The organism is Ilyobacter polytropus DSM 2926, assembly GCF_000165505.1.
In the GTDB taxonomy this organism is placed as follows: Bacteria; Fusobacteriota; Fusobacteriia; order Fusobacteriales; family Fusobacteriaceae; genus Ilyobacter; species Ilyobacter polytropus.
In genome coordinates this window covers 1,896,288-1,920,907 of the sequence record NC_014632.1, presented here as the reverse complement: position 1 = coordinate 1,920,907, position 24,620 = coordinate 1,896,288, and the positions used below count along the sequence as shown (strand labels likewise).

29 protein-coding genes are annotated in these 24,620 nt (G+C 34.6%); 27 read left to right on the top strand and 2 right to left on the bottom strand.

Annotated elements, in window-relative coordinates; genetic code table 11:
- The first annotated feature begins 21 nt into the window (after positions 1–21).
- The 11 genes from secY (at position 22) to hydE (ending at position 7,617) form a co-directional block, all read left to right on the top strand.
- A complete protein-coding gene (secY, locus tag ILYOP_RS09020) occupies positions 22–1,302 on the top strand; it encodes a preprotein translocase subunit SecY (protein WP_013388224.1) in 1,281 nt (426 codons plus the stop codon).
- A gap of 195 nt (positions 1,303–1,497) precedes the next feature.
- The gene (locus tag ILYOP_RS09015) at positions 1,498–2,139 is read left to right on the top strand and encodes an adenylate kinase (RefSeq protein ID WP_013388223.1); all 642 of its coding nucleotides are present in this window, start codon (positions 1,498–1,500) and stop codon (positions 2,137–2,139) included.
- Positions 2,140–2,166: 27 nt separating this feature from the next.
- Complete coding sequence (map, locus tag ILYOP_RS09010) at positions 2,167–2,934, top strand: type I methionyl aminopeptidase (RefSeq protein ID WP_013388222.1); 768 nt, start codon at positions 2,167–2,169, stop codon at positions 2,932–2,934.
- Positions 2,935–3,012: 78 nt separating this feature from the next.
- Positions 3,013–3,234, top strand: coding sequence for a translation initiation factor IF-1 (gene infA / locus ILYOP_RS09005; protein ID WP_013388221.1), 222 nt, complete (start codon positions 3,013–3,015; stop codon positions 3,232–3,234).
- A gap of 24 nt (positions 3,235–3,258) precedes the next feature.
- Positions 3,259–3,372 (top strand): 50S ribosomal protein L36, encoded by a 114-nt coding sequence (rpmJ, locus tag ILYOP_RS09000; RefSeq protein WP_013388220.1) that lies wholly within the window; start codon positions 3,259–3,261, stop codon positions 3,370–3,372.
- 172 nt (positions 3,373–3,544) lie between these two features.
- A complete protein-coding gene (gene rpsM, locus ILYOP_RS08995) occupies positions 3,545–3,901 on the top strand; it encodes a 30S ribosomal protein S13 (protein ID WP_013388219.1) in 357 nt (118 codons plus the stop codon).
- Between the two features lie 53 nt (positions 3,902–3,954).
- A complete protein-coding gene (rpsK, locus tag ILYOP_RS08990; protein WP_013388218.1) occupies positions 3,955–4,344 on the top strand; it encodes a 30S ribosomal protein S11 in 390 nt (129 codons plus the stop codon).
- A 79-nt stretch (positions 4,345–4,423) separates the two neighbouring features.
- Positions 4,424–5,011, top strand: a complete 588-nt coding sequence (gene rpsD / locus ILYOP_RS08985; protein ID WP_013388217.1) for a 30S ribosomal protein S4 — start codon at positions 4,424–4,426, stop codon at positions 5,009–5,011.
- Positions 5,012–5,038: 27 nt separating this feature from the next.
- The gene (locus ILYOP_RS08980; RefSeq protein ID WP_013388216.1) at positions 5,039–6,016 is read left to right on the top strand and encodes a DNA-directed RNA polymerase subunit alpha; all 978 of its coding nucleotides are present in this window, start codon (positions 5,039–5,041) and stop codon (positions 6,014–6,016) included.
- A 26-nt stretch (positions 6,017–6,042) separates the two neighbouring features.
- On the top strand, positions 6,043–6,393 hold the full coding sequence (gene rplQ / locus ILYOP_RS08975; protein ID WP_013388215.1) for a 50S ribosomal protein L17: 351 nt from the start codon (positions 6,043–6,045) through the stop codon (positions 6,391–6,393).
- A gap of 135 nt (positions 6,394–6,528) precedes the next feature.
- Positions 6,529–7,617, top strand: coding sequence for a [FeFe] hydrogenase H-cluster radical SAM maturase HydE (gene hydE / locus ILYOP_RS08970; RefSeq protein ID WP_013388214.1), 1,089 nt, complete (start codon positions 6,529–6,531; stop codon positions 7,615–7,617).
- 45 nt (positions 7,618–7,662) lie between these two features.
- On the opposite strand, the gene pncA is transcribed toward hydE, so the two are convergent.
- Complete coding sequence (gene pncA, locus ILYOP_RS08965; RefSeq protein WP_013388213.1) at positions 7,663–8,283, bottom strand: bifunctional nicotinamidase/pyrazinamidase; 621 nt, start codon at positions 8,281–8,283, stop codon at positions 7,663–7,665.
- A gap of 288 nt (positions 8,284–8,571) precedes the next feature.
- Here pncA and rpsB point away from each other — a divergent pair, with 288 nt between their 5' ends.
- From rpsB to ILYOP_RS15210, 12 genes are all read left to right on the top strand, one after another.
- Positions 8,572–9,318, top strand: coding sequence for a 30S ribosomal protein S2 (gene rpsB, locus ILYOP_RS08960; protein WP_013388212.1), 747 nt, complete (start codon positions 8,572–8,574; stop codon positions 9,316–9,318).
- A 111-nt stretch (positions 9,319–9,429) separates the two neighbouring features.
- The gene (tsf, locus tag ILYOP_RS08955; RefSeq protein WP_013388211.1) at positions 9,430–10,317 is read left to right on the top strand and encodes a translation elongation factor Ts; all 888 of its coding nucleotides are present in this window, start codon (positions 9,430–9,432) and stop codon (positions 10,315–10,317) included.
- 64 nt (positions 10,318–10,381) lie between these two features.
- The gene (gene pyrH, locus ILYOP_RS08950) at positions 10,382–11,098 is read left to right on the top strand and encodes a UMP kinase (protein ID WP_013388210.1); all 717 of its coding nucleotides are present in this window, start codon (positions 10,382–10,384) and stop codon (positions 11,096–11,098) included.
- Between the two features lie 62 nt (positions 11,099–11,160).
- Positions 11,161–11,721 (top strand): ribosome recycling factor, encoded by a 561-nt coding sequence (gene frr / locus ILYOP_RS08945; protein WP_013388209.1) that lies wholly within the window; start codon positions 11,161–11,163, stop codon positions 11,719–11,721.
- 272 nt (positions 11,722–11,993) lie between these two features.
- On the top strand, positions 11,994–12,698 hold the full coding sequence (locus ILYOP_RS08940) for an undecaprenyl pyrophosphate synthase (RefSeq protein ID WP_013388208.1): 705 nt from the start codon (positions 11,994–11,996) through the stop codon (positions 12,696–12,698).
- Positions 12,688–13,512: a phosphatidate cytidylyltransferase gene (locus ILYOP_RS08935; protein ID WP_013388207.1), complete on the top strand. Its 825-nt coding sequence runs from the start codon at positions 12,688–12,690 to the stop codon at positions 13,510–13,512. Before ILYOP_RS08940 ends, ILYOP_RS08935 begins: the two co-directional genes overlap by 11 nt.
- Positions 13,513–13,562: 50 nt before the next feature.
- Positions 13,563–14,711 (top strand): 1-deoxy-D-xylulose-5-phosphate reductoisomerase, encoded by a 1,149-nt coding sequence (locus ILYOP_RS08930; protein ID WP_013388206.1) that lies wholly within the window; start codon positions 13,563–13,565, stop codon positions 14,709–14,711.
- 86 nt (positions 14,712–14,797) lie between these two features.
- Positions 14,798–15,469 carry a dTMP kinase gene (locus ILYOP_RS08925; RefSeq protein WP_013388205.1) on the top strand — a complete coding sequence of 224 codons (672 nt, stop codon included), beginning with the start codon at positions 14,798–14,800 and terminating at the stop codon, positions 15,467–15,469.
- A 26-nt stretch (positions 15,470–15,495) separates the two neighbouring features.
- The gene (locus tag ILYOP_RS08920) at positions 15,496–15,744 is read left to right on the top strand and encodes a hypothetical protein (RefSeq protein WP_013388204.1); all 249 of its coding nucleotides are present in this window, start codon (positions 15,496–15,498) and stop codon (positions 15,742–15,744) included.
- Between the two features lie 44 nt (positions 15,745–15,788).
- Positions 15,789–16,811, top strand: coding sequence for an RIP metalloprotease RseP (gene rseP / locus ILYOP_RS08915; protein WP_013388203.1), 1,023 nt, complete (start codon positions 15,789–15,791; stop codon positions 16,809–16,811).
- A gap of 35 nt (positions 16,812–16,846) precedes the next feature.
- Positions 16,847–18,112 (top strand): adenosylmethionine--8-amino-7-oxononanoate transaminase, encoded by a 1,266-nt coding sequence (bioA, locus tag ILYOP_RS08910; protein WP_013388202.1) that lies wholly within the window; start codon positions 16,847–16,849, stop codon positions 18,110–18,112.
- A 114-nt stretch (positions 18,113–18,226) separates the two neighbouring features.
- Positions 18,227–18,880: a TetR/AcrR family transcriptional regulator gene (locus ILYOP_RS15210; protein WP_013388201.1), complete on the top strand. Its 654-nt coding sequence runs from the start codon at positions 18,227–18,229 to the stop codon at positions 18,878–18,880.
- A 126-nt stretch (positions 18,881–19,006) separates the two neighbouring features.
- On the opposite strand, the gene ILYOP_RS08900 is transcribed toward ILYOP_RS15210, so the two are convergent.
- A complete protein-coding gene (locus tag ILYOP_RS08900; RefSeq protein ID WP_013388200.1) occupies positions 19,007–19,345 on the bottom strand; it encodes a hypothetical protein in 339 nt (112 codons plus the stop codon).
- A 186-nt stretch (positions 19,346–19,531) separates the two neighbouring features.
- On the opposite strand from ILYOP_RS08900, the gene ILYOP_RS08895 reads away from it, so the two are divergent.
- From ILYOP_RS08895 to ILYOP_RS08880, 4 genes are all read left to right on the top strand, one after another.
- Positions 19,532–20,794, top strand: coding sequence for a TolC family protein (locus ILYOP_RS08895; RefSeq protein WP_013388199.1), 1,263 nt, complete (start codon positions 19,532–19,534; stop codon positions 20,792–20,794).
- A gap of 28 nt (positions 20,795–20,822) precedes the next feature.
- Complete coding sequence (locus tag ILYOP_RS08890; protein ID WP_013388198.1) at positions 20,823–21,128, top strand: PG0541 family transporter-associated protein; 306 nt, start codon at positions 20,823–20,825, stop codon at positions 21,126–21,128.
- 210 nt (positions 21,129–21,338) lie between these two features.
- Entirely contained in the window at positions 21,339–22,727 is a 1,389-nt protein-coding gene (locus tag ILYOP_RS08885) for a sigma-54-dependent transcriptional regulator (RefSeq protein ID WP_013388197.1), read from the top strand.
- A 118-nt stretch (positions 22,728–22,845) separates the two neighbouring features.
- On the top strand, positions 22,846–24,573 hold the full coding sequence (locus tag ILYOP_RS08880) for a peptidylprolyl isomerase (RefSeq protein ID WP_013388196.1): 1,728 nt from the start codon (positions 22,846–22,848) through the stop codon (positions 24,571–24,573).
- Positions 24,574–24,620: the final 47 nt, after the last annotated feature.

The window sequence follows — 24,620 nt, the reverse complement described above, 5'->3', positions numbered from 1 at the left end:
AAAAAGGCGGGGTGAAGAGTTTTGACTTTGTTAGAAAGATTCAATGAAAAGGTAAATGCCATAGGCAAAATACCTGAGCTGAAACAAAAGATTATCTTCACTCTGTTGATGTTCTTAATAGCCAGAGTAGGGACTCACATCCCTGCTCCTGGTGTGGACATTGACAGGTTATCATCAATGACAGCTCAGAATGACCTTCTTGGCTATATAAATATGTTTTCAGGAGGAGCCTTTCAAAGAGTCTCCATTTTTGCGCTTGGGGTAATGCCTTACATCAATGCATCCATCGTGGTGAGTTTACTGGCAGTTATTATTCCTAAGCTCGAGGAGATTCAAAAAGAAGGTGAATCAGGAAGAAACAAGGTCACTCAGTGGACCAGATATCTGACTATTGTAGTCGCAATGATACAAGGATTTGGTGTATGTATGTGGCTTCAGTCTGCAGGTCTTGTTACAACTCCTGGATTCGGATTTGTAACAACAACTGTGACAACACTTACAGCAGGAACAGTGTTTCTTATGTGGGTGGGAGAACAGATATCTTTAAAAGGTGTAGGAAATGGAATCTCGCTCTTGATATTCTTAAATGTAATATCTAGAATGCCATCAACAGTTGTACAAACAGTACAAAATATGAAGGGTAGTAAGTTCCTTATTCCGATACTTGTGATCGTGGCAGCTTTTGCACTTATAACAGTTGCAGGAATAGTAATAATTCAACTGGGACAGAGAAATATACCTGTTCACTATGTAGGAAGAGGATTTAGTGGTAAAGGGGGAGTGGCTCAAAGCACTTACCTTCCATTAAAAATAAATACTGCTGGTGTAATGCCGGTAATCTTTGCTTCAGTGCTTATGATGATTCCATCTCTTATTGTAAATTCCTTGCCAGCAGATATGCCTGGAAGAATAATGTTAGGAAGACTATTTACTCAAACTCATCCTGTTTATTTAATAACTTATGCAGCTTTGATTATGTTTTTCTCATTTTTCTATACGGCTATTATGTTTGATCCTGAGAAAGTTGCAGACAACTTGAAACAGGGCGGAGGAACTATTCCGGGAATAAGACCTGGAGAAGAGACAGTTGTATATTTGGAAAATGTTGTCACAAAGATTACCTGGGGAGGAGCAGCATTTCTTGCGACGGTGTCAGTACTACCTATAGCGATATTCAGTTCAATGGGACTTCCTGTATTTTTCGGAGGAACCGGGATCATAATCGTTGTGGGAGTTGCACTTGATACTGTACAGCAGATAAACGCTCACCTTGTAATGAAGGAATATAAAGGGTTTTTATAAAACCACTGACACGGCTTGTTCCGTGTCTTTTTTTATATAATATAAAGCTTTAAAGTTGAAAAACTTGGCTTTTAAAAAAATCAAAAAAAAAATCAGTAATTCCCATAAAAGCTTTAAATAAAGTGCATTTTAAAGGGAATTATAGTATAATAACAACTGTGTAAAAATAAAAATAAAGAGGAGATGAGTGTCTGAATGAACATTATGTTATTTGGTGCTCCAGGAGCAGGGAAAGGGACCCAGGCTAAATTTTTAATCGAAAAATACGGAATCCCTCAAATTTCCACTGGAGATATACTGAGATCTGCAATTGCAGACGGAACAAAAATGGGACTAGAAGCTAAGAAATATATGGATGAAGGAAAACTTGTTCCAGATTCAACAATTATAGGGATAATAAGAGACAGACTTGCAGAAGAAGATTGCAAAAAAGGATTTATTCTTGATGGATTTCCTAGAACTCTTGCCCAGGCAGAGGCATTAGAAGAACTTATGAAAGAGATGAGCATATCTCTAGATAAGGTTATATCTTTAAATGTACCAGACGAGATGATAGTAGGAAGAATAACAGGAAGAAGAGTATGTAAAAGTTGCGGAGCATCATTTCATGTGGAATTTAATCCTTCTAAAGAAGAAGGAAAATGTGACTTCTGTGGCGGAGAACTTATAACCAGAAAAGATGATACTGCAGAGACTGTGGAAAAAAGACTAGGAGAGTATCACTCACAAACAGCTCCTCTTTTTGACTTCTACAAGGGAAAAGGTGTCCTTGCAGAACTTGACGGTACAAAGGACGTAGCTGAGGTAACGAAGGATATAGTTTCTATCCTTGGTTAGTTCCCTTAGGATTGAAAGGACTAAAATATGATTGTTTATAAAACTATAGATGAAATAAAAAAAATAAAAGAAGCTAACCAAATAATAGCCCGTCTATATGAAGAAATTCTTCCAAAGCATATAAAGGCTGGTATTTCTACACTAGAGATAAATCAGATCATAGATGATTATATACGATCTCAGGGAGCCTTTCCTGCCAGTATAGGGGTAGGAGGACCTGAAAATCCATTTCCTGCAGGATCATGTATATCGGTAAATGAAGAAGTCGTACACGGGATACCTCGTGAAGACAAGATTTTAACGGACGGAGACATTGTAAGTATAGACGTTGTTACAGAATTAAATGGATTTTACGGAGACTCGGCAATAACTTTTCCTGTAGGCGATATAGATGAAGAGTCCAAGAGGTTGCTTGAAGTTACTAAAAAATCCAGAGAAATAGGTATAGAGATGGCAGTGGTAGGAAACAGACTCGGAGATATAGGCAACGCCATACAAAAATTTGTAGAGTCCAACGGTTTTTCTGTTGTGAAGGACTTTTGTGGACACGGAATCGGAAAATCTATGCATGAAGACCCTGCTATTCCTAACTTTGGGAGGAAAGGCAGAGGTTTGAAAATAGAAAATGGAATGGTGCTGGCAATCGAGCCAATGGTTAACTGCGGTTCGTATAAAGTGAATATTTTAGGTGACGGATGGACAGCTGTAACCAAAGATGGAAAAAGATCAGCCCACTTTGAACACTCTATTGCTATAATCGAAGGAAAACCAGTGATTTTGAGTCAATTGGACTAGTTAAAAAAACAAAAAAGACTAGACTTTTTATGGTGAAAGTGTTAGAATAATATGAAATTCTGTCTAGTAGGAGGAATTATGTCGAAAAAAGATGTCATTGAATTAGAAGGTACGGTTCTAGAATCTCTACCAAACGCCATGTTTAAGATAGAGTTAGAAAACGGCCATGTAATTCTAGGTCACATCTCTGGGAAGATGAGAATGCATTATATCAAAATCTTACCTGGGGACAAAGTAACAGTACAAATCTCACCTTATGATTTATCAAGAGGTAGAATAGTATACAGGAAGAAGTCATAATCAGGATGTGGAAGGGGGAAAGAAATGAAAGTAAGAGCATCTATAAAGAAAATTTGTGAAAAATGCAAAGTTATCAAGAGACATGGAAAAATCAGATGTATCTGCGAAAATCCAAAGCATAAACAAGTTCAAGGATAATTTGTTGTTTGATTGAATTTTTTTAAGGTAATTATAGTACTGATATCAGGTACTGTAAAGGCATGTTGAGCCGTAGGGCCACGACCTGATTTTTCAGGGCATGCCGAAGAAAGTGTTTAGTTGATTGTTATATCAACAAATATATAAATTTTCGGAATAGGAGGAAGAAACGTTGGCTAGAATAGCAGGAGTAGACATTCCTAGAAACAAAAGAATCGAGATAGCTTTAACTTATATTTATGGAATCGGAAAATCAACTTCTCAGAAAGTTTTAAAAGAAGCTGGAGTAGATTTCAACACTAGAGTAAAAGACTTGACTGAGGAAGAGTTAAACAAAGTAAGAGCTATAATTGACACAGTAAAAGTAGAAGGGGACCTTAGAAAGGACGTAAGACTTTCAGTAAAAAGACTTATGGACATCAGGTGCTATAGAGGTCTTAGACATAAGATGAATCTTCCAGTAAGAGGACAAAAGTCGAAGACAAATGCTAGAACAGTAAAAGGTCCAAAGAAACCTATCAAGAGATAGTAAACGTGGATTATATTCAGATAGACAGTTTAATAGTAAGGAGGTAGCTTAACTTGGCTAAGAAAAGAGTAGCTAAAATCAAGAAAAAATTAAAAAATATTCCTAATGGAATAGCTCATATACACTCAAACTTCAACAATACTATTGTTACCATTACTGACACTGAAGGAAAAGTAATTACTTGGAAATCAGGTGGAACATCAGGATTTAAGGGGACTAAAAAATCAACTCCATTTGCTGCACAAATTGCAGCAGAGCAAGCTGCAAATGTAGCTATTGAAAATGGAATGAAAAAAGTCGAAGTAAAAACGAAAGGTCCTGGTTCAGGAAGAGAAGCTTGTATAAGATCAATGCAGGCTGCGGGATTAGAGGTTACTAAAATTTCTGACGTAACTCCAGTTCCACACAACGGTTGCAGACCACCTAAAAGAAGAAGAGTGTAGTTTCTCTACTTATCGAGTTATCGTAAAAGGTAGAAGCTCATTTTTGTGTAGAATTTTATAAAGGAGGAATATTAGAGAAATGGCAAGAAATAGACAGCCCGTTTTAAAGAAATGTAGAGCTCTTGGTATAGATCCAGTTGTTTTAGGAGTAAACAAATCTTCTAAGAGAGGACCTAGACCAAATGCAAATAGAAAACCAACTGAGTATGCTATTCAGTTGAGAGAAAAACAGAAAGCAAAATTCATATATAGTGTAATGGAAAAGCAGTTCAGAAAACTATATGCTGAAGCAAATAGAAGAGATGGGGTTACAGGTCTTAACCTGATACAGTACCTTGAAAGAAGACTTGACAATGTAGTTTATAGACTTGGTATCGCTAAGACTAGAAGACAAGCTAGACAAGTAGTTTCTCACGGACATATCGCTGTAAATGGAAGAAAAGTAAACATCGCATCTTACAGAGTAAAAGTTGGAGACGTTATATCTGTAATTGAAAACTCTAAAAATGTTGAAATAATCAAGAGTGCTGTAGAAGCCTCAAATGCTCCATCTTGGTTGGAAGTAGATAAAGCTAGTTTTACAGGGAAAGTATTACAAAACCCTACAAAGGACGACTTAGATTTTGAATTAAACGAAGCTTTGATCGTTGAGTTCTACTCTAGATAATAAATCCTTTATATAGGAGTTGATTAAATGTTAAAAATTGAAAAACACTCAAGAAGTATTAATATTTCCGAAGTTAAAGAAAATGACTTTAAGGCTCAATATATTGTTGAGCCACTATATAGAGGTTATGGACACACAATTGGAAATGCCCTGAGAAGAGTTTTATTATCTTCGATTCCAGGAGCGGCTATAAAAGGCCTAAGAATAGACGGAGTATTAAATGAATTCTCTATCATAGAGGGAGTAAAAGAAGCAGTTACCGATATAATACTTAATGTAAAAGAGGTAATTGTAAAAACTGAAACTTCTGGTGAAAAGAGAATGAATCTTTCTGTTCAAGGACCAAAAATAGTTACAGCAGCAGATATCAATCCTGATTCTGAGTTGGAAATCATAAATCCAGACCAGGTTATCTGTACTGTAACTACAGAAAAAGAGATAAACATGGAATTTCTTGTGGATACAGGTGAAGGTTTTGTTGTTGCAGAAGATATCGAGAGAAAAGATTGGTCTGTAGATTATATAACTGTAGATGCAATATATACTCCGATAAAAAGAGTTTCTTACAGCGTAGAAGATACTATGGTTGGAAGAATGACTGATTTCGACAAACTTACTCTAAATGTTGAAACTGATGGAAGTATTGTTATAAGAGATGCTATCTCTTATGCAGTAGAACTTCTGAGATTACACTTTGATCCATTCTTAGATATAGGAAACGGAATGGAGAATTTAAGAGGAGATCTAGAGGAAGAAGAAGTAGAAGAAGTAGATTCTTCTAAAGATGAAGATGTTCTTAACTTAAAGATAGAAGAGCTTGACTTGACAGTAAGATCATTTAACTGTCTAAAGAAAGCTGGTATCGAGGAAGTAGGGCAACTAGCTATACTATCTCTTAATGAACTTCTAAAAATTAAGAACCTTGGAAGAAAATCTCTAGATGAGATTCTCGATAAAATGAAGGAATTAGGCTTCGATTTATCGCAGAATGGATCTTCTGAATAATTAAGGATAAGGAGGATTGCTGAGTAATGAACCATAATAAGTCATATAGAAAGTTAGGTAGAAGAGCAGACCATAGAAAAGCTATGCTTATGAACTTAACTATATCTTTATTAAGAGAAGAAAGATTAGAAACTACAGTTACTAGAGCTAAAGAATTAAGAAAGTTTGCTGAGAGAATGGTAACTCTTGGTAAAAAAGGAGATCTTTCTGCTAGAAGAAGAGCTTTTGCTTTCTTAAGAGATGATGCTGTTGTAGCAAAATTATTTGCTGAACTTGGACCAAAATATGCTGAAAGAAACGGTGGATATACTAGAATCATAAGAACTAGTGTAAGAAGAGGCGATTCAGCAGAGATGGCAATTATTGAATTAGTATAATATTGCTTTTAAAGAGAGACTTAGGTCTCTCTTTTTTTCTTTTTTGTATGTGATAAAAAAATTATTTATAAAACTAGTCAAAAATCAAAAAGATTGTGATATAATAAACTAAACGATGAAAGATATGGAGGAAATATGAAGACAGCTGAGATTTTAAATAAAGAAAAGCTCACTAGAGAAGACCTTTTGTATCTAATGAATACAGAAGATCCTAAGGACCTCAATCTTATATATGAAAAGGCTTATGAAATTAAAGAAAAAGAGGTCGGGAAAAAGGTTTTTTATAGAGGGCTTATAGAGTTTAGTAATAACTGTATAAAAGACTGTAATTACTGTGGTATAAGAAGAAGCAGCGGCAATGTAGAGCGTTTTTTTATGGATAAAAAAGATATACTTGAAAGTGCTAGGTGGATATATGAAAATAACTATGGTTCGTTAGTCCTTCAGTCTGGAGAAAGACAAGATGAAGAGTTCATATTATTTGTAGAAGATGTAATAAAAGAGATAAAAGAACTTTCAGGTGGAAAACTGGGGATAACCCTTTCCTTGGGAGAGCAAAACAGAGAAACCTATAAAAGATGGTTTGATGCCGGGGCACATAGATATTTATTGAGAGTTGAAACAAGCAATAAAGAACTGTATAAAAAAATGCACCCTCAAGATGGTAAACACAATTTTGAAAATAGAATTATATGTCTAAAAGAATTACGTAATATAGGTTTTCAGGTTGGTACAGGGGTAATGATAGGTCTTCCTGGTCAAAGCACTGAAGATCTAGTGGAAGATTTGCTCTTTTATGAAAAATTGGACGTAGATATGATAGGGATGGGACCTTATATAATTTCTGACGAAACTCCAATGGGAGAAGAATATAGAGATAAGGTTATGTCCAAAGAAAAACGTGTCTCTCTGGGACTAAAAATGATAGCTCTTTCTAGAATATATTTAAAAGATATCAATATAGCTGCCACAACGGCACTCCAAGGTTTAGATCCCCTAGGCAGAGAAAAAGGCTTAAAGGCCGGGGCAAATGTTCTGATGCCAATAACCACAAAGGACGAGTACAGGGCAAAATACCAACTATATAATGATAAGCCGTGTATTGATGACACAGCAGATCAGTGTAAAGGGTGTCTTGCTGGAAGGGTAAAGTCTGTAGGAGATGAAATAGCTTACGGAGAGTGGGGAGATTCACCTCATTTTTTCAAAAGAAAAAACAGATAGTAAAGTATTAAAAAATCCGGGTTTTTTAACCCGGATTTATTTTGTTTAAATTTCGAGTTTCGTGCTGGAAATAATTTCTGCTCCTTTTTCCTTCATTTTAAAAAAAGCAAGCTTTGAATCTTCAGGATTTATATTTACTCCTTGGCAGCCATCTTTTATGACGATCACTTTGTATCCCAGAGACAAGGCATCTAAAACCGTAAATTTAACGCAATAATCAGTAGCTAATCCCACTATATAGAGTGTATCAACTTTTTGTTTTTTCAAAACTTCTTCTAAAAGAGTTGGTTTACCTGAAGCACTGAAAAACCCGCTGTAAGAATCAACTTCAGGATCGGATCCCTTATGTATAACTGTATCAACAGTGTTTAAATCAGGATGAAGTTCTGCACCTTTAGTTCCCTGAATACAGTGATCAGGCCACCATATCTGAGGTATTCCATTTAGTTCTCCCAATTCGCCGATTCTACCTCCGGAAACTGAAGCGAAGCTCTTGTGGTTAGAAGGGTGCCAGTCTTTTGTGGCTATAACCGGATACGACAGCTGTTTAAATTTATCAATCAATTTATTTATAACAGGAATAATATCTAAGGAGTTCTTTACCTCTAAACTTCCTCCTTCACAAAAATCATTTTGAACGTCAACAATCAAAAGTGCTTTATTCATATCCCCCTCCTTGAAAAACAGATAAGAAATTATTTTTTTATTTATCATAAATTTTCCAGTTTTATATAGGATATTATAAATCCCTGAAAAATTCAAATTTATTAATAGTTTTAATTGAAATTAACTTGAAAATCTATTGGAATCATTGACAAAAGAGACAGTTGATGGTATACTGAAGCGTTGTTTAAATACACACACTGGTTATTTCTAGGGATGGTGTCTGCAAAAGCAGATGTCCTAGTTTTCAGGTCAGTGGAAGAAAAAACCAAATTATCTAGGAGGAAAAAAATGGCAGTAGTAACTATGAAGCAACTACTTGAGGCTGGAGTACACTTCGGTCACCAAGCAAAAAGATGGAACCCTAAGATGGCTAAGTACATCTTTACAGAGAGAAATGGAATCCACGTAATCGATCTACACAAATCACTTAAAAAAATCGAAGAGGCTTATTCAATATTAAGAGGAATAGCTGCTGACGGTGGATCGGTACTTTTCGTAGGAACAAAAAAGCAAGCTCAAGATTCTATCAGAGAGCAAGCTGAAAGAGCTGGAATGTACTATATCAATAATAGATGGCTAGGTGGAATGCTAACTAACTTTGAAACTATCAAAGCTAGAATAGAGAGACTTAAAATGCTTGAAACTATGGATAAAGACGGAACTTTAGACGATTCTTATACTAAAAAAGAAGCTGCTCAATTAAGAAAAGAGCTTGCTAAACTTTCTAAAAACCTTTCTGGAATCAAGAACATGAAAAAACTTCCAGCAGCTATATTTGTAGTTGATGTAAAGAAAGAAGCTCTTGCAATCACAGAAGCGGTTAAGCTAGGAATACCTGTAATCGCTATGGTTGACTCAAATGTAGACCCTGAGCCAATTACATATCCTATCCCAGCAAATGATGATGCAATCAGATCTGTAAAACTTATGTCTACAATCGTTGCAAACGCAGTTATCGAAGGGAATCAAGGAGCTGAAGCTGAAAGAGCAAAAGCTGCAGAGAAAACTGTAATAGAAGAAGGATCAGCTGAGTAATAGCTGACTCAATATATAAAATAACGGATTGAGTACTTGAAATCGGTACTCAATTCTTGTATTGATTTATATAATCAAAAAGAAATAAAACTCACTAGGGAGGAAAATTAAATGGCAGCTATCACAGCTAAGATGGTAAAAGAGCTAAGAGAAAAAACTGGTGCTGGAATGATGGATTGTAAGAAAGCACTTATAGAAAAAGATGGAAACATGGAAGCGTCTATCGACTACCTAAGAGAAAAAGGTATGGCTAAAGCAGCTAAAAAATCTGGAAGAACAGCAGCAGAAGGACTTGTTTTTGACGGTGTTTCAGATGATAACAAAACTGCTGTATTGATAGAATTCAATTCTGAGACTGACTTCGTTGCGAAAAACGAATCTTTCATAAACTTTGGAAATAAACTTGTTGAGATCTCTCTTAACAGTGATGTAAATACTGTGGAAGAGCTTAAGGCTGTAGAAATAGATGGAAAAACTGTAGAAACTTTAATAACTGAATTAATCGCTAAAATCGGTGAAAACATGAACCTTAGAAGAATCGAAAAGGTTACTACTGATGGATTTGTTGCTACATACAGCCACTTAGGTGGAAAATTAGCAGTAATCGTAGAGATGTCAGGAGAGGCTACAGATACAAACAAAGATAAGGCTAACGGAATCGCTATGCACGTAGCTGCACTTGATCCAAAGTACTTAACTTCATCTGAAGTAACTACAACTGACCTTGAAAAAGAAAAAGAGATTGCTAGAAAGCAACTTGAAGCTGAAGGAAAACCAGCTCAAATTATAGAAAAAATCCTTATAGGTAAAATGAATAAATTCTACGAGGAAAACTGTCTAGTTAAACAAATATATGTAAGAGCAGAAAATAAAGAAACTGTTGAGAAATTTGCAGGAGATATCTCTGTACTTTCATTTAAGAGAATGAAAGTTGGAGAGGGAATCGAGAAAGAAGAATCTGATTTCGCAGCAGAAGTTGCAGCTCAAATTAACGGATAATAGTTAAAAATTATAGGGGATGCTGCTGCATCCCCTTTTTTTAAAATAACTGGGAGGTTAACAGATGAAACCTGTATACGAGAGAGTTCTCTTAAAGCTTAGTGGAGAAGCATTGATGGGAGATCAGGAATTTGGAATTTCTTCAGAAGTAATAGGATCTTATGCAAGACAGATAAAAGAAGTCGTAGACCTCGGAGTGGAAGTAGCTATTGTAATTGGCGGAGGAAATATTTTCAGAGGACTTTCAGGTGCAGAACAAGGTGTAGACAGAGTAACGGGAGACCACATGGGAATGCTTGCCACTGTTATAAACTCTTTGGCACTTCAAAACTCCATTGAAAAAATAGGTGTACAAACAAGGGTGCAGACAGCAATAGAGATGCCTAAAATTGCTGAGCCTTTTATAAAAAGAAAAGCCCAAAGACATATGGAAAAGGGAAGAGTTGTAATCTTTGGAGCGGGAACTGGAAACCCTTATTTTACAACAGATACGGCAGCTGCATTAAGAGCCATAGAGATAAATGCTGACGTGGTAATAAAAGCCACAAAAGTAGACGGAATCTATGATAAAGACCCTGTAAAACATAGTGACGCCATGAAATATGAAACTGTTACTTATACAGAGGTTTTAAATAAAGATCTCAAGGTAATGGATGCCACTGCAATATCCCTTTGCAGAGAAAATAGTCTTCCAATTATTGTATTTAATTCCTTATTAGAAGGGAATATAAGAAGAGTTATAACTGGTGAAGATATAGGAACAACAGTAATAGAGGGATAAACCTTGATATATCTGTAAAAAAAATTGAAAATAAATAGTTGATATTATATGGGAGGTAATAAATGTCTGCACAAGAAATCATGAATGACTGTAGAGAAAAAATGGATAAGGCTATTGAATCTACAAAACACAAGTTTGCTTCAATCAGAGCAGGAAGAGCAAACGTATCAATGTTAGACGGAATAAAAGTAGAGCAGTATGGATCTGAGATGCCTTTAAATCAGGTGGCCAATGTATCAGCTCCAGAAGCCAGACTTTTAGTAATCGATCCTTGGGATAAATCCATAATCCAAAAGATAGAGAAAACAATTATGCTATCAAATCTAGGGCTTACTCCTAATAACGATGGTAAAGTAATAAGACTTCAAATACCTGAATTAACAGCTGAAAGAAGAAAAGAGTATGTTAAATTGGCAAAAACAGAAGCTGAAAATGGTAAGATTGCCATAAGAAATATAAGGAAAGATGCCAACAACCACCTCAGAAGATTAGAAAAGGATGGAGACATAACTCAGGATGAGTTAAAATCATTTGAAGATGATACTCAGAAAATAACTGATAATCACATCAAACTAGTAGACGAGTTACTTAAAAAGAAAGAAAAAGAGATAACTACTGTATAAAAAGACACAGTTTTTTAAAAAATATTGAGTTTGTAAATAATCAGAAGTCTAGCCTGCAAAGCCAGACTTCTTTTTCTTTTTGTTATAAAATTTATTGAATTGAGTTTATAATGCTAATATTGTTTAAGGTAAAGTTTCAGCAGAAAAAGTGAAAAAGATACAGAACAGATAAAGGGTATGGTATCTTGTATTTGTCAAAGGCTAATGCCTGTGGAAAAAACCCTCTAAATATGATAGAATATAATGTAATTTAAAAAAAAGGCGGTAATTTTGTGTCAGGTTCGGAAAAAAAAATACCAAAACATATAGCTATAATAATGGACGGAAATGGGAGATGGGCTAAAAAAAGAGGTCTTCCAAGAACGATGGGTCACAGAGCAGGAGCTAAGACCCTAAAAAAAATTCTGACTCATGCAGGGGAACTAGGTGTAAAATATCTCACAGTATATGCATTTTCTACAGAAAACTGGAAGAGGCCTCAAAATGAGGTAGATACCCTTATGAAACTCTTTAAGGAATATCTGAAGAACGAAAAAAAAACTATGATGAAAAATGGTGTACGTCTCATGGTTTCAGGTAAAAAAGAGGGAGTAAACAAAGAGCTTATTGAGGAGATAGAAAAGACAGAAAAGCTGACTGAGGGGAATGACAAAATAACCCTAAACATAGCCTTCAATTATGGAGGAAGATCAGAAATAGTAGATGCAGTTAATAAAATACTAAAAGATGGAGTAACTGAAGTGACCGAGGAAAGTTTTTCTAAATATATGTATAGGGATATACCTGATCCTGAACTGCTCATAAGAACTAGTGGAGAGATCAGAATATCAAATTTTCTTTTATGGCAGATAGCATATACAGAACTTTATATTACAGAGCTAACTTGGCCGGATTTTGATGAGTCGGAATTGGAAAAAGCCCTCAATACATATATGAAAAGAGATAGGAGATTTGGAGGATTAAAAAATGAAAAGTAGACTAATTGTAGCTATACTTGGAATACCGATTTTGATCTACATACTATTGAGTGGAGGGCTGCTTCTTCTACTTTTTGCAAATGTTATAATAGGAATTGCCCTTTATGAATTTTTTAATATGATGGAAAAATCAGGGAAAAGACCTTTAAAAAAATTAGGTATGGGTCTAGGACTTTTGATCCCTAATTTCACTTATCTACATATGAAGGGACATCCTTTTGGAGAGCTTTTACCACTTATAATATCAGTGGGAGTAATGCTTCTTATAATAAGCAGAGTATTTGAAAATTCCTCTGAAGAAGCAAGCAGAGATATAGGGGGGACGCTTCTAGGAGTTATGTATATATCCTTTCTTTTTTCTCATATAATTGCCATGAGCTTTTTGCCACAGGGAAACTTATGGATACTGACTGCCCAGCTTATGGTATGGGTCTGTGACTCTTCGGCTTATTTTGTAGGACTTTCCACAGGAAGAAAGTTCTTTAAGAGAGGCCTCAGTGAAATAAGTCCGAAAAAATCTATAGAGGGTACGATCGGAGGAATATTTTTTACAGTTTTAACTCTTGTAATAATAAGATATTTTTTGTATCTCAAAGACAGTACACTTCCTTTTGCAGGGGTTGTGGCAATAGGCGTTTTTGTAAGTGTGACAGCACAAATAGGTGATCTCGGAGAGTCACTTTTTAAACGTGACTTCAAGATAAAAGATTCAGGGAATCTTTTGGGAGGACACGGAGGAATATTGGATAGATTTGACAGTATGATATTTGTTGTGCCTACGATGTTTTATCTACTTAAAATATTATTTGTTTAAAAACCAAAGGCAGCCAAAGCTGCCTATTTTCTTCATTAGGGGGTAAATTAATGAAAATGATAACAATTCTTGGATCTACAGGCAGTATAGGAAGAAATGCCCTTGAAGTAATAAGAAACAGCAAAGGAAAATTTAAGGTACTGGCAATGAGTGCCCACAGGAACCACGAGCTTTTATTAGAACAGATAGAGGAGTTTTCCCCTAAGTATGTGTCTGTAGGAACTGAAAAAGGCTTTGAGGCCATAAGAGAAAGATATCCTGACCTGTTGACTTATAGAGGGGAAGAGGGATTAAAAATCTTAGGAGGACTAGAGGAAGCAGACACAGTCTTGACTGCAGTAAGTGGCGCAGTAGGTATAGAGGCTACAATAGAAGCTATAAAAAAAGAAAAAAGAATAGCTCTTGCCAACAAAGAAACAATGGTAGCAGCAGGAGACCTCATAAACAAACTATTAGAAGAGTATAGAAAAGCAGAGATAATACCTGTAGACAGTGAACATTCGGCTATATTTCAGTCTATGCTCGGTGGGAGAAAAGAAGAGCTAAAAAAAGTGATAATAACAGCCAGCGGAGGAACCTTCAGAGGTAAAAGCATAGAGGATCTAAAAAATGTCACTGTGGAAGAGGCTCTTAAACATCCCAACTGGTCTATGGGAAAAAAGATAACAATAGATTCATCTACCCTTGTAAATAAAGGACTAGAAGTTATAGAGGCACATCAGCTTTTTAAGGTACCTTATGAGAGTATAGAGGTACTGGTGCATCCTCAGAGTATAATTCACTCTATGGTTGAATTTCGTGACACAACGGTTATGGCACAACTTGGAGCACCTGATATGAAGGTTCCGATACAATATGCTTTTACCTATCCAGAGAGAGAAGCAAACTCTTGTTTTGGCAGTTTGGATTTGGAAAAAATGGCACAGCTTACTTTTGAAAAACCAGATCACGAAGTATTTAAGGGGATTGAATATGCCTTTGAGGCAGGAAAAATAGGAAAATCTATGCCTACGGTTTTTAATGCTGCCAATGAAGTTGCAGTAGAGCTTTTTTTAGAAGGAAAAATTAAATTTTTAGAAATATATAATATACTGAGAAAAGCAATGGACAGGCATATTCCTGTTGAAACACTTAATTTTGATACTATAAAAAAAGTAGATGTAGAAACCAGAAACTGGGTGATGGCTAATTTTGCATAAAATTATTAAATTATTTTAATAGTAATTTAATTCAAATATAGTAGAATACACTCGTGGAGGTTTAATAAAATCAGAAAGGATAATAGATGGGAAAACTGATAGTAATAGAGGGGACTGACTCTAGCGGGAAACAGACTCAAACTGAGATTTTATATGAAAAATTAAAATCGCAAGGGATAAAGGTAAAAAAGATATCATTTCCAAATTATGACAGCCCTGCTTCAGCACCAGTAAAGATGTATCTGGCAGGGGAGTTTGGAAAAAAGGCCAATGAGGTAAATCCTTATCCTGTATCTACAATGTATGCAGTGGACAGATATGCTTCTTTTAAAAAAGACTGGGAAGATTTTTATTTGGAGGCTGGAGTGGTGATAACAGACAGATATACTACATCAAATATGGTTCATCAGGCTTCTAAATTTACAGATCCACATGAAAAAGTAAAATATCTAGATTGGCTTGAAGATCTTGAATATGATAAGATGGAAATACCGAAGCCAGACCTTGTATTTTTCTTAAATATGCCAGTGGATGTGGCTCAGAAACTAATGTCTGATAGAAAAAATAAGATAACAGGTGATGATGCTAAGGATATACATGAAAAAGATGTGGAATATCTCAAGATGTCCCATCAAAATGCATGTGATATAGCAAAGACATACAAATGGAAAGAGATAATGTGTGTTGAAAAAGGCAGACTAAAAAAAATAGATGAAATTTCAGAGGAGATTTTTGAAGCTGTAAAAGAGATACTATAATAATCTTCTAAAGGGAGGTGTTATAGATGAAAAAATTGACTGTTTTATTTATGACTTTGTTATTAGTGGCCTGTGGTTCTATCGAGATAAAAGAATCAGCTGGGGATGAAGAAAGATTTTCAAGAAGGCCTGCAAATGAAGAAAAAGTTATTTATTCGGAAGTCAACCTTGAAGAGGGAGTAGAACCTCTTTACAAAGAACAGTTTGTACCTCAATATGACTACAAACCAGAGACAAAGAGCGACGATTTCATGCTTGAAAATTTAAATAAATAAATGAAATACTTTTATTGCTTAGGACGTTTTATTCTGGAGGATTTATGAATGTTTTGATAACAATAATTATACTAGGGATTATAATATTTATCCATGAGCTAGGTCATTTTATGGCTGCAAAGTTTTTTAAGATGCCTGTTTCGGAGTTTTCCATAGGGATGGGGCCAAAGCTCTATTCTTACGAGGGGATTGAAACTACTTATTCGGTGAGAGCGATTCCGGTAGGTGGGTTTGTGAATATAGAGGGGATGGAAGTGGATAGTGAAGTCGAAGACGGCTTCAACACTAAATCCCCTTTTTCACGTTTCATAGTTCTTTTTGCAGGGGTATTTATGAACTTCTCTCTTGCCTTGGTTATAATATATTTTATGGTGGTTTCCACTGGGAAGATGATTCAAAGTGAGGAGGCAGTAATAGGGGGCATAATGGAGACCTCTAATGCTTATGAGCTTATTCTTGAGGGAGATAGAATCTTTGAAATAAATGACAGGGAGATTGTTGACTGGGATGATATAAGTACGATAATTAAGGAAGAAGCTGGGGAGACCCCTTTAAAGATAGAAGTTATTAGGGACGGAGAAGAGAAGAGCTTTTTGGTAGAACCTATATATGAACCTGGTAGAGACCAGCCGCTACTAGGAATACTGCCTGAATACAGTGTTGAAAAATATGGGATTATAGAAAGTTTTAAAGTCGCAGGAGGAGTTTTTAAGGATTTATTTATTCAAATAATAAGCGGACTAAAACTCCTTGTTACAGGTAGGGTAAAGGCTGACGATATAACCGGTCCAGTTGGGATGATAAAAGTCGTGGGTGAGGCCTCAAAGGGCGGAGCTTCACTTCTTGTATGGCTGACTGCCTTACTTTCGGTAAATATAGGAATATTTAATTTACTTCCATTTCCAGCTCTTGACGGGGGAAGGATAGTATTTGTGGTATTGGAGCTTATAGGAGTAACAGTCAATAAAAAACTTGAAGAAAGACTTCATATGGCAGGGATGATAGTGCTCATAGGTCTTATACTTTTTATAACAATGAATGATGTATTTAATCTAATATCAAATTGATAATTTTAATCTAGATCTAGGGAGGGAAAATTTTAATGGTCAAAATGGAAGATATGAGCTTATGGTATCCTTATGCTCAAATGAAAACAAAAGATGAAAATCTTCATGTAGAATGGGCTAAGGGAATGAAGATAAAGGTAAAAGACGGGAAAGAACTGCTAGACGGTGTAGCATCTTGGTGGTGTGCGTGTCATGGCTACAGTAATGATGAGCTGAATAAGGCAGCTGTGGAGCAAATGGAAAAGTTTTCCCATGTAATGCTGGGGGGACTGACTCATGATCCTGTAAAAAATTTGGCAAAAAAACTGGTGGAGATAACTCCAGAAGGATTAAATCACGTATTCTTTTCAGACAGTGGATCTGTCGGAGTGGAAGTGGCCTTAAAGATGGCTATCCAATATTTTTCAAATAAGGGGTATGAAAATAAGATAAAAATAGTAGGTCTTAAAGGTGGATATCACGGAGATACATTTAAAACAATGGAGGTAGGAGATGATCCTGCTTACCACGGAGCTTTTTCAAACTTATTTAGAGACACCTATCATATAGACAGACCAACAGGAGGCTATGATGCTTCAGAGGAAAACGTTGAAAGAGATATAGCTAAACTAGAGGAATTTCTAAAGGAAAAACACAGTGAGGTAGCGGCCTTTATAGTGGAACCGCTAATACAGGCAGCAGGAGGATTTAATTTTTACAGTCCTAAGTATCTAGAAAGAGCCAGAGAGATCTGCGATAAATATGATGTACTGCTGATTTTTGACGAGGTTGCAACAGGTTTCGGAAGAACTGGAAAACTCTTTGCTATGAATCATACCAACATAGCACCTGATATAGTTATACTTGGAAAAGCACTTACTGGAGGTTATTTAGGCCATGCAGCAACAATTGCAAGTACAAAGGTATTTGAGGCTTTTTACTCAGACAAAGGAAGAGATGCCTTTATGCACGGACCTACATATATGGGAAATGCACTTACTTGTGCAATTGGACTGAAAAGTATGGAGATATTTGAAAGAGAAAACTACCTGGAAAAAATAGCAGCAATTGAGAAACAGCTGAGAAGAAGACTAGGGAACATAAAATCTGATAAAATTAAGGATGTTAGAATCCTTGGAGTAACTGGAGTTATAGAGGTAAAAGAATCGAAGAGTCTTAAAGGGTTCGCAAAATTTGCTTCTGATAGAGGAGTGTGGCTCAGACCATTTTACAGACACCTCTATACTATGCCTCCTTATATAGCTACAGAAGAAGAAATGGATCATATTATTGATGTCATGGAAGATTGGTTTAAATTATAATATAGTCCTTTAGTGAATGAACAGCCTCTTTACATTAAAAAATTTTAATGGTATATTAATATCAAAGAAATGTTTAACAGGAAAATCTTTATTTCATGTAAAAGGGAGAAAGTCATGGAAACTGTTGAAAATGGAGTTAAAAGAGATCTTATAGTAGAGGCAGCAAGAAAAACCTTTGTCGATAAAGGATACACAGCGACAACAATAGAAGATATATCCAGATCAGGCAATATTTCTAAAGGAACTTTTTATAATTATTTTAAATCCAAGGAAGAAATTTTTGTACACATACTGAATTTAGACGTTAGAGAGCGGCGTGAAAAGTTTGAAAAAATCCTTAATCTGGATCTTTCGCTGAAAAAGAAATACAGATATATATGCAGGGAATATTTAAAAGATTGTTTTGAAGCCCCGGATATGTCTCTTTACAGATTGAAAGTATTATTTTCAAATAATTTAAAGGACAGTGAAGAAATAAAGGCATTAAAGTACAATCTTTGCTATACATCTACCCAGTATTTCGAGAAACTTTTTGAAATGCATAAAGATGAGCTGCATGAATCTATGCAGGAGAAGATAAAACTTTCTGCACGAGGTCTGTCAAATCACCTTAGAATTTTTATATATACTTTTCTTACTGGAGAAGAGTATTTCGGTGAGACAAAACTAAAGTCTAATGATGAACTCAGAAAAAACATAAAAATGTTTAAACTAGATGAAATAACCGATTTGATGGAACAGGTAACAATCGGCGGCTTCTTGAAGTAAAAAAAAAACCGGATTTCCGGTTTTTTTACTCTTATTTTGATCAACAACCATGAGAAAATTTAAATTTATTTATAATGAGATTGTAAACTAGATCAATTTTTAAAACTTAAAGAAAGTAAATCTTTATTACTGAACTATTATTCTTACAGAATCAACATCAAAACATCTGTGTATATTATCCATAAATTGTCTTGTGATAATACTTCTGTTGATATTTCTGTCTGTTGTTATCATCATTTTATTTTCAAATTTTTTAATATCAAGAAGGGTATTAAAATATTTTTCGAAATCGTCTTCTCCTATTTCATTTCTGAGATTTTTTAAAGGTTCTAATAATTTCGGCTTATTTGCTTCTATTCTCTCTATAAGAGGTGTAAATTTTTCTACAATAAATGCATCAGGATACTCTATAGAGATCTCTTTTCCTAAATCATTTGTTTCTATCATTCTGTATTTTTTATCCATTTTTTCACTCCTTTAGATTTAATCTTATAATATTGTATCACAAATTTTAACGGTTAAGAACCATTATGTATATTTTTTTTACAATATATATGTAAAAATTTAATTGAGAATTTTAAAAAGAAGTTTTTGAAGGAGATGGTAAATTAATTTATAGTATATTTTATTTTTATGTGAGGAGAGATAAAGATGAAAAATTTTTTAATTGTGATATTGATAACGTCCTTATCTATGTATGCATACAGTGAAACAATTACACTGGACCTTAATCAGTGTATAGAAAGAGCTTTGTCTAGTAGTTACACTATAAAGAATGCAGATATTGATCTAGAAAACTCAAAACTTCAGGTACGAGAGGCCTATAAGGAGGCACTTCCAAAAATAAGCTATACCGGTCTATATGATAAAAATGATGAAAGTATCTATGGAGACAACCAAGACAGAAATGACAACTATTATAATAGGATAGAGCTTATACAGCCATTGTATAGGGGAGGCTTAATCGGAGCCGGTATAGAAGCGGCAAAAAAGATAAGAGAACTTTCAGACTATGAATTTTTAGAATCTAGAAGTGATTTGAGACTTTTGGTAATAGAAAAATATTTAAATATATTAAAACTTCAAAAAGGGCTAGAGGTTTACCAGGCTTCTCTGAAAGATGTAAATGGACAGTATAAAAAAGCTCAGAGAAAATATGAACTTAGACTGTTTTCAAAGGCAGATGTTCTTCCATTTGCCACTAGAGTCAGGAATATCAGGACAAATATTATAAGAATAAAAAATGAAATAAAGATCACGGAGCTGGAGTTGAAAAATGAAATTGGAATTCACAGAAAAACGGAATTAAAACTTGAGCCTATTGATTCAATGAATTATGATTTGTCAGGAATAGATATAGAGGCCGATGTAGATTTAGCTAGAGAAAATAACAGGGACTCAAAGATGGCAAGGTTGGATTATGAAATTACAAAGGCTAATGAATCTCTGGCTAGATCAGAGTTCTTTCCAAAAGTTGATTTAAATTTTGGATATACAGGAGAAGATGGTGATTTTGACGGAGCTTCAGAAGACTGGAAGTGGGATGCAGGAATAACTGTTACGATGAACTTATTTGAATTTGGACAAAATGTAGATGCATATAACAGGTATAAAAATGAAACTGAAAAATCCAGAAATCTTGAGAGTAAAGCAAGGGATAATATAGAGGTAACTCTCAGAAGTAATTTTTCGGAACTTATCAGACTGAAGGAAACAGTAAAAGAACAGCAGGCAGCTGTAGAGTCTTCATATGAGAATTACAGTGTGGAAAAAAGAAGGTATGAAAATGGATTGGTAAGTGTTGTAGATTTACTCCAGATAGAAAGTGACCTTAGAGAAGCGAAGCTATCTCTTCTAGAGGCAGCTTTAGATTATTATCTGGCCTACGAAAGATACTATGAGTATCTAAAATAGGGGTGGAAACTAAATAGGGGGATGTGATATGGAAGAGTATAAGTTGCTTAGAATAATATGTGACTCTTCACTAGAGGATGAGCTTGTTGGGATTTTGGCGGGAGAGGGTATAGAGGAATATACAATTTTTCCGTCGCTGAAAGGTTCTTGGGAGAAAACTAAAAAGCATCTGGACAACCATGTATGGCCAGGGACAGACAGTATTATTTTTACTGTTTTAGAAAAGAATCGATGCGAAAAAATTATTGAAAAATTTAAAATGAAAAAAGAATCGATGGATTATTATATTACATTTAAAATACTTGTGACTTCTGTAGACTTATACTTAAAATAATTTAATACGTAAAATGTACATGAAATCACCTTCTATAGGAGTACACTAATTTTTTTTAACTGCCAAAAAATAAACTCTTTGTTTTATTTTTATATATTTTTTTAATAATTGTATTGAAGAAATTGATAATATCTATTATAATACAGATATAAAACTAACAAGCGAAAATAGAACGCTTTATTTTAGAACAACTCAGGAGGAAAAATAGATATGAAAAAGTCAATTTTGGCAATTTCGGAGAGAAAAGAAACTCTTAAGCAAATAAGAAAAGAACTTTCTGAAGAATATGAAGTAATAACATTTAATAATTTTTTAGATGGATTGGATATGCTTAGAGAAAGTGATTTTGATATCGTACTACTAGATGAGTACATGACATGGTTTAGCTTCTCAGAAGTAAAAAGAAAACTCGGTGGAATAGGTAAGGACTTTGTCATAGTAGGTCTTATAGACGAAGAAAAAGAAGAGATAATAAATGAACTTAAAAATGCAGATGTCTATAACTACCTGCTAAAGCCTGTAAATCTTAAAGAAATGAATAGGATAATAATTCCGGCTTTAAAAAATCTTGAACTTCTTAAAGAAAAAAGAAAATTAGAAGAGAAGCTTTCTTATGTAGAGGAGGCAAATGAAATAGTCGGTCAGACTATGAAGGTAAAAGAGGTAAAGAATCTTGTAGAGAGAGTTGCTGAAAGTGACCTTACTGTACTTATAAGTGGAGAAAACGGAGTAGGTAAAGAGCTTATAGCAAAAGAGATATTCAAGAAAAGTGACAGAAGAAGAAACAACTTTATAATAATAAACTGCGCTTCTTTGCCTTCTGAATCTATAGAATCAGAATTATTTGGTTATGAAAGAGGTGCATTCCCAGGAGCATCTTCAAGTAAAAGGGGAATTTTAGAAGAAACTGACAGAGGAACTGTATTTTTAGATGAGATCTCTGCAATGGATCTTAAGTCTCAGGCAAAACTTCTCAGAGTCATAGAATATGGAGAATTTAGAAGAGTTGGTGGGAATAAATCAAGAAGAGTAGATGTCAGATTTATAGTTTCTACCAATAAAAACCTCAAAGAGGAGACTGAAAAAGGTAAGTTCAGAAGCGATCTTTACCACAGACTATCGGCATTCCCAATCGAAGTACCACCTCTAAGAGACAGAAGGGAAGATATACCTTTACTTGCAAATTATTTCCTAAACAAGATAATCCTTGAACTTCATAGAGAGATGCCTGTAATTTCTGGAGAGGCTATGAAATATCTTATGGAATACTCTTATCCTGGAAATATCAGAGAACTCAAGAACATAGTGGAGAGAATGGTAATCCTTTCTAATACAAAAGCAATAAGCGTAGAAGATCTTCCGTTAGAGATAAAGATGAAGTCTGATACTTTAGAGAATAAAACAGTTATAGGTGTAGGACCTCTAAAGGATATCCTTGAACAGGAAATATATGATCTAGCAGAGGTAGAAAAGGTAGTAATAGCAACTGCTCTGCAAAAGACTAGATGGAATAAACAGGAAACTGCAAAACTTCTAGGAATAGGAAGAACAACTTTGTATGAGAAAATAAGAAAATACAATCTTGACCAAAAAGCATAATAGAAAAATTTACTTGATCAAAATTAGGCCTTTTAGGCCTTTTTTTATTAAATAGATTGAAAATTGAATTATCAGTTGCTATAATTGAAGAAATACTAAAAATATTAAGGGGGACATAATGGCTGTCAGAAAACTCAGGAAAAATATGAAGCCGATAATTTGGGTGATAACTATAGCTTTTTTTGTATCTATGCTAACGGTTATTGTATCAAATATCAGAATGGGAATGGGAAATCAGAGTTATGCATTCAAAATCAACGGGGAAAAAGTAGAAACTTTAAAAGTAGAGAGAACTATGACTAACCTTTCGGGGGTTTATCAACAATACTTCGGTGCTAATCTAGATAAAGAACTTAGCAATTTAATCGCTTTTAATCAAGTGATTGAAAAGGAACTGACAATGCAGATAGCGAAAAAGCTTAAGGTAAAAGTTCCTAAAAAAGAGATAAATGCTGAATATGATAAAATCGTAAACTCAATAAATGACAAAGAACAATTTAAAAGGATGCTTCAAATACAAGGGTATACAAAAACGACTCTGAAAAAAGAGATCGAAGAAGGACTGCTTTTAGAAAAGACCATTGCAGCTATAAAAGAGCAGTATATCCCTAGTGAAGATGAATTAAAAGAAGAGTATGAGGAAAATAAATATGGAACATATCTCGGAAAAACTTACGAAGAAGTTAAACCGGAACTAGAGGCTCAACTGAAAGATAAAAAAGGTATCGAAAAATATTCTGCCCTTTTACATGAAGAAAAAGAGAATATGAAATTAGAAGCTGTAGATGAAGAATATGTGAAGTATCTAGAGCAGCCTTCACTTGAAAAAGATGGTTTTGTAATAACTAATGTTGATATGGCTAACAGAACTATCAGAAATTTATTTGCCACAGGAGGCGAAGTCACTCAGGCAGAGGAGATGACAAAACAATCCTTCGAAACGGATATAAAAATAGCAAAAGAGGCAATAAAAAGAGGATTGTCAGTAGAAGAGAATCTTTCTACAACAGACAAGCTTTACGGACTCAGAACAAAGCTTGAAAAAGACATAAAAGATTCTTATAAAGTAAGTGAGGATGAACTCAAAAATTTCTTTGAAAAAAATAAACTGGCTTATGATACAGCAGCAAGTAGTGATGCTAATATTGTAGAGTTTAAAGCAGAAGTTTCAGAAAAAGATAAAGAGACGGCCTTAGAAAAAGCCAAAGAGATACTAAAAGAAGCAACTCCTGAAAACTTTGAAGAACTTGCTATAAAATATTCTGAAGGACCTTCTGGACCAAAAGGAGGGGACTTAGGATGGTTTGAAAAAGGACAGATGGTAAAACCTTTTGAAGATGCAGTATTTAAAGGAGAATCTGGAAAAGTCTATCCTGAAATAGTGGAAACACAATTTGGACATCATATTATATATGTAGAAGAAAAAGAAGAGTCTAAGGCAAAAGCCAGACATATTCTTATTACCAATAAAATATCTGATGAAACTAAAAAATTGTTAAAAGATGAAGCTTTATCAGTAGTTGATAAACTTCAAAATAAAGAACTGACATTTGAAGAAGTATCAAAAGGCGGAAAAAATATAGTAGCTAGTAAAGCCTATACCGGAATAACTGAGGGTGGATATATCCCGGAACTAGGATATAAAATAGAACTTGCCAAGGAGATATTTAAAAGTGAACTTAATAAGTTTCAGTTTGTAGAATCTCAGGGAGAAATCTATGTGTTCCAAAAAATAAAAGAAGTGAAATATAAAAAAGCGGATTTTGAAGAAGTAAAGGACAGAGTTAAGTATGATCTTCTAAATATAAAATCCCAAGAAGAATTGAAAAAAATAATTGAAAATTAATAATCTAGGCCTGCTTTTTAGTAGGCCTATTTTTATATTTTAAATTA

What these genes read in the sequence shown, in the direction of transcription:
- ILYOP_RS09015 (WP_013388223.1), top strand. Translation starts at nt 1,498, where the DNA reads ATGAACATTATGTTATTTGGTGCTCCAGGAGCAGGGAAAGGGACCCAG.
- map (WP_013388222.1), top strand. Translation starts at nt 2,167, where the DNA reads ATGATTGTTTATAAAACTATAGATGAAATAAAAAAAATAAAAGAAGCT.
- infA (WP_013388221.1), top strand. Translation starts at nt 3,013, where the DNA reads ATGTCGAAAAAAGATGTCATTGAATTAGAAGGTACGGTTCTAGAATCT.
- rpmJ (WP_013388220.1), top strand. Translation starts at nt 3,259, where the DNA reads ATGAAAGTAAGAGCATCTATAAAGAAAATTTGTGAAAAATGCAAAGTT.
- rpsD (WP_013388217.1), top strand. Translation starts at nt 4,424, where the DNA reads ATGGCAAGAAATAGACAGCCCGTTTTAAAGAAATGTAGAGCTCTTGGT.
- ILYOP_RS08980 (WP_013388216.1), top strand. Translation starts at nt 5,039, where the DNA reads ATGTTAAAAATTGAAAAACACTCAAGAAGTATTAATATTTCCGAAGTT.
- rplQ (WP_013388215.1), top strand. Translation starts at nt 6,043, where the DNA reads ATGAACCATAATAAGTCATATAGAAAGTTAGGTAGAAGAGCAGACCAT.
- hydE (WP_013388214.1), top strand. Translation starts at nt 6,529, where the DNA reads ATGAAGACAGCTGAGATTTTAAATAAAGAAAAGCTCACTAGAGAAGAC.
- pncA (WP_013388213.1), bottom strand. Translation starts at nt 8,283, where the DNA reads ATGAATAAAGCACTTTTGATTGTTGACGTTCAAAATGATTTTTGTGAA.
- rpsB (WP_013388212.1), top strand. Translation starts at nt 8,572, where the DNA reads ATGGCAGTAGTAACTATGAAGCAACTACTTGAGGCTGGAGTACACTTC.
- tsf (WP_013388211.1), top strand. Translation starts at nt 9,430, where the DNA reads ATGGCAGCTATCACAGCTAAGATGGTAAAAGAGCTAAGAGAAAAAACT.
- pyrH (WP_013388210.1), top strand. Translation starts at nt 10,382, where the DNA reads ATGAAACCTGTATACGAGAGAGTTCTCTTAAAGCTTAGTGGAGAAGCA.
- frr (WP_013388209.1), top strand. Translation starts at nt 11,161, where the DNA reads ATGTCTGCACAAGAAATCATGAATGACTGTAGAGAAAAAATGGATAAG.
- ILYOP_RS08935 (WP_013388207.1), top strand. Translation starts at nt 12,688, where the DNA reads ATGAAAAGTAGACTAATTGTAGCTATACTTGGAATACCGATTTTGATC.
- ILYOP_RS08930 (WP_013388206.1), top strand. Translation starts at nt 13,563, where the DNA reads ATGAAAATGATAACAATTCTTGGATCTACAGGCAGTATAGGAAGAAAT.
- ILYOP_RS08925 (WP_013388205.1), top strand. Translation starts at nt 14,798, where the DNA reads ATGGGAAAACTGATAGTAATAGAGGGGACTGACTCTAGCGGGAAACAG.
- ILYOP_RS08920 (WP_013388204.1), top strand. Translation starts at nt 15,496, where the DNA reads ATGAAAAAATTGACTGTTTTATTTATGACTTTGTTATTAGTGGCCTGT.
- rseP (WP_013388203.1), top strand. Translation starts at nt 15,789, where the DNA reads ATGAATGTTTTGATAACAATAATTATACTAGGGATTATAATATTTATC.
- bioA (WP_013388202.1), top strand. Translation starts at nt 16,847, where the DNA reads ATGGTCAAAATGGAAGATATGAGCTTATGGTATCCTTATGCTCAAATG.
- ILYOP_RS15210 (WP_013388201.1), top strand. Translation starts at nt 18,227, where the DNA reads ATGGAAACTGTTGAAAATGGAGTTAAAAGAGATCTTATAGTAGAGGCA.
- ILYOP_RS08900 (WP_013388200.1), bottom strand. Translation starts at nt 19,345, where the DNA reads ATGGATAAAAAATACAGAATGATAGAAACAAATGATTTAGGAAAAGAG.
- ILYOP_RS08895 (WP_013388199.1), top strand. Translation starts at nt 19,532, where the DNA reads ATGAAAAATTTTTTAATTGTGATATTGATAACGTCCTTATCTATGTAT.
- ILYOP_RS08890 (WP_013388198.1), top strand. Translation starts at nt 20,823, where the DNA reads ATGGAAGAGTATAAGTTGCTTAGAATAATATGTGACTCTTCACTAGAG.
- ILYOP_RS08885 (WP_013388197.1), top strand. Translation starts at nt 21,339, where the DNA reads ATGAAAAAGTCAATTTTGGCAATTTCGGAGAGAAAAGAAACTCTTAAG.
- ILYOP_RS08880 (WP_013388196.1), top strand. Translation starts at nt 22,846, where the DNA reads ATGGCTGTCAGAAAACTCAGGAAAAATATGAAGCCGATAATTTGGGTG.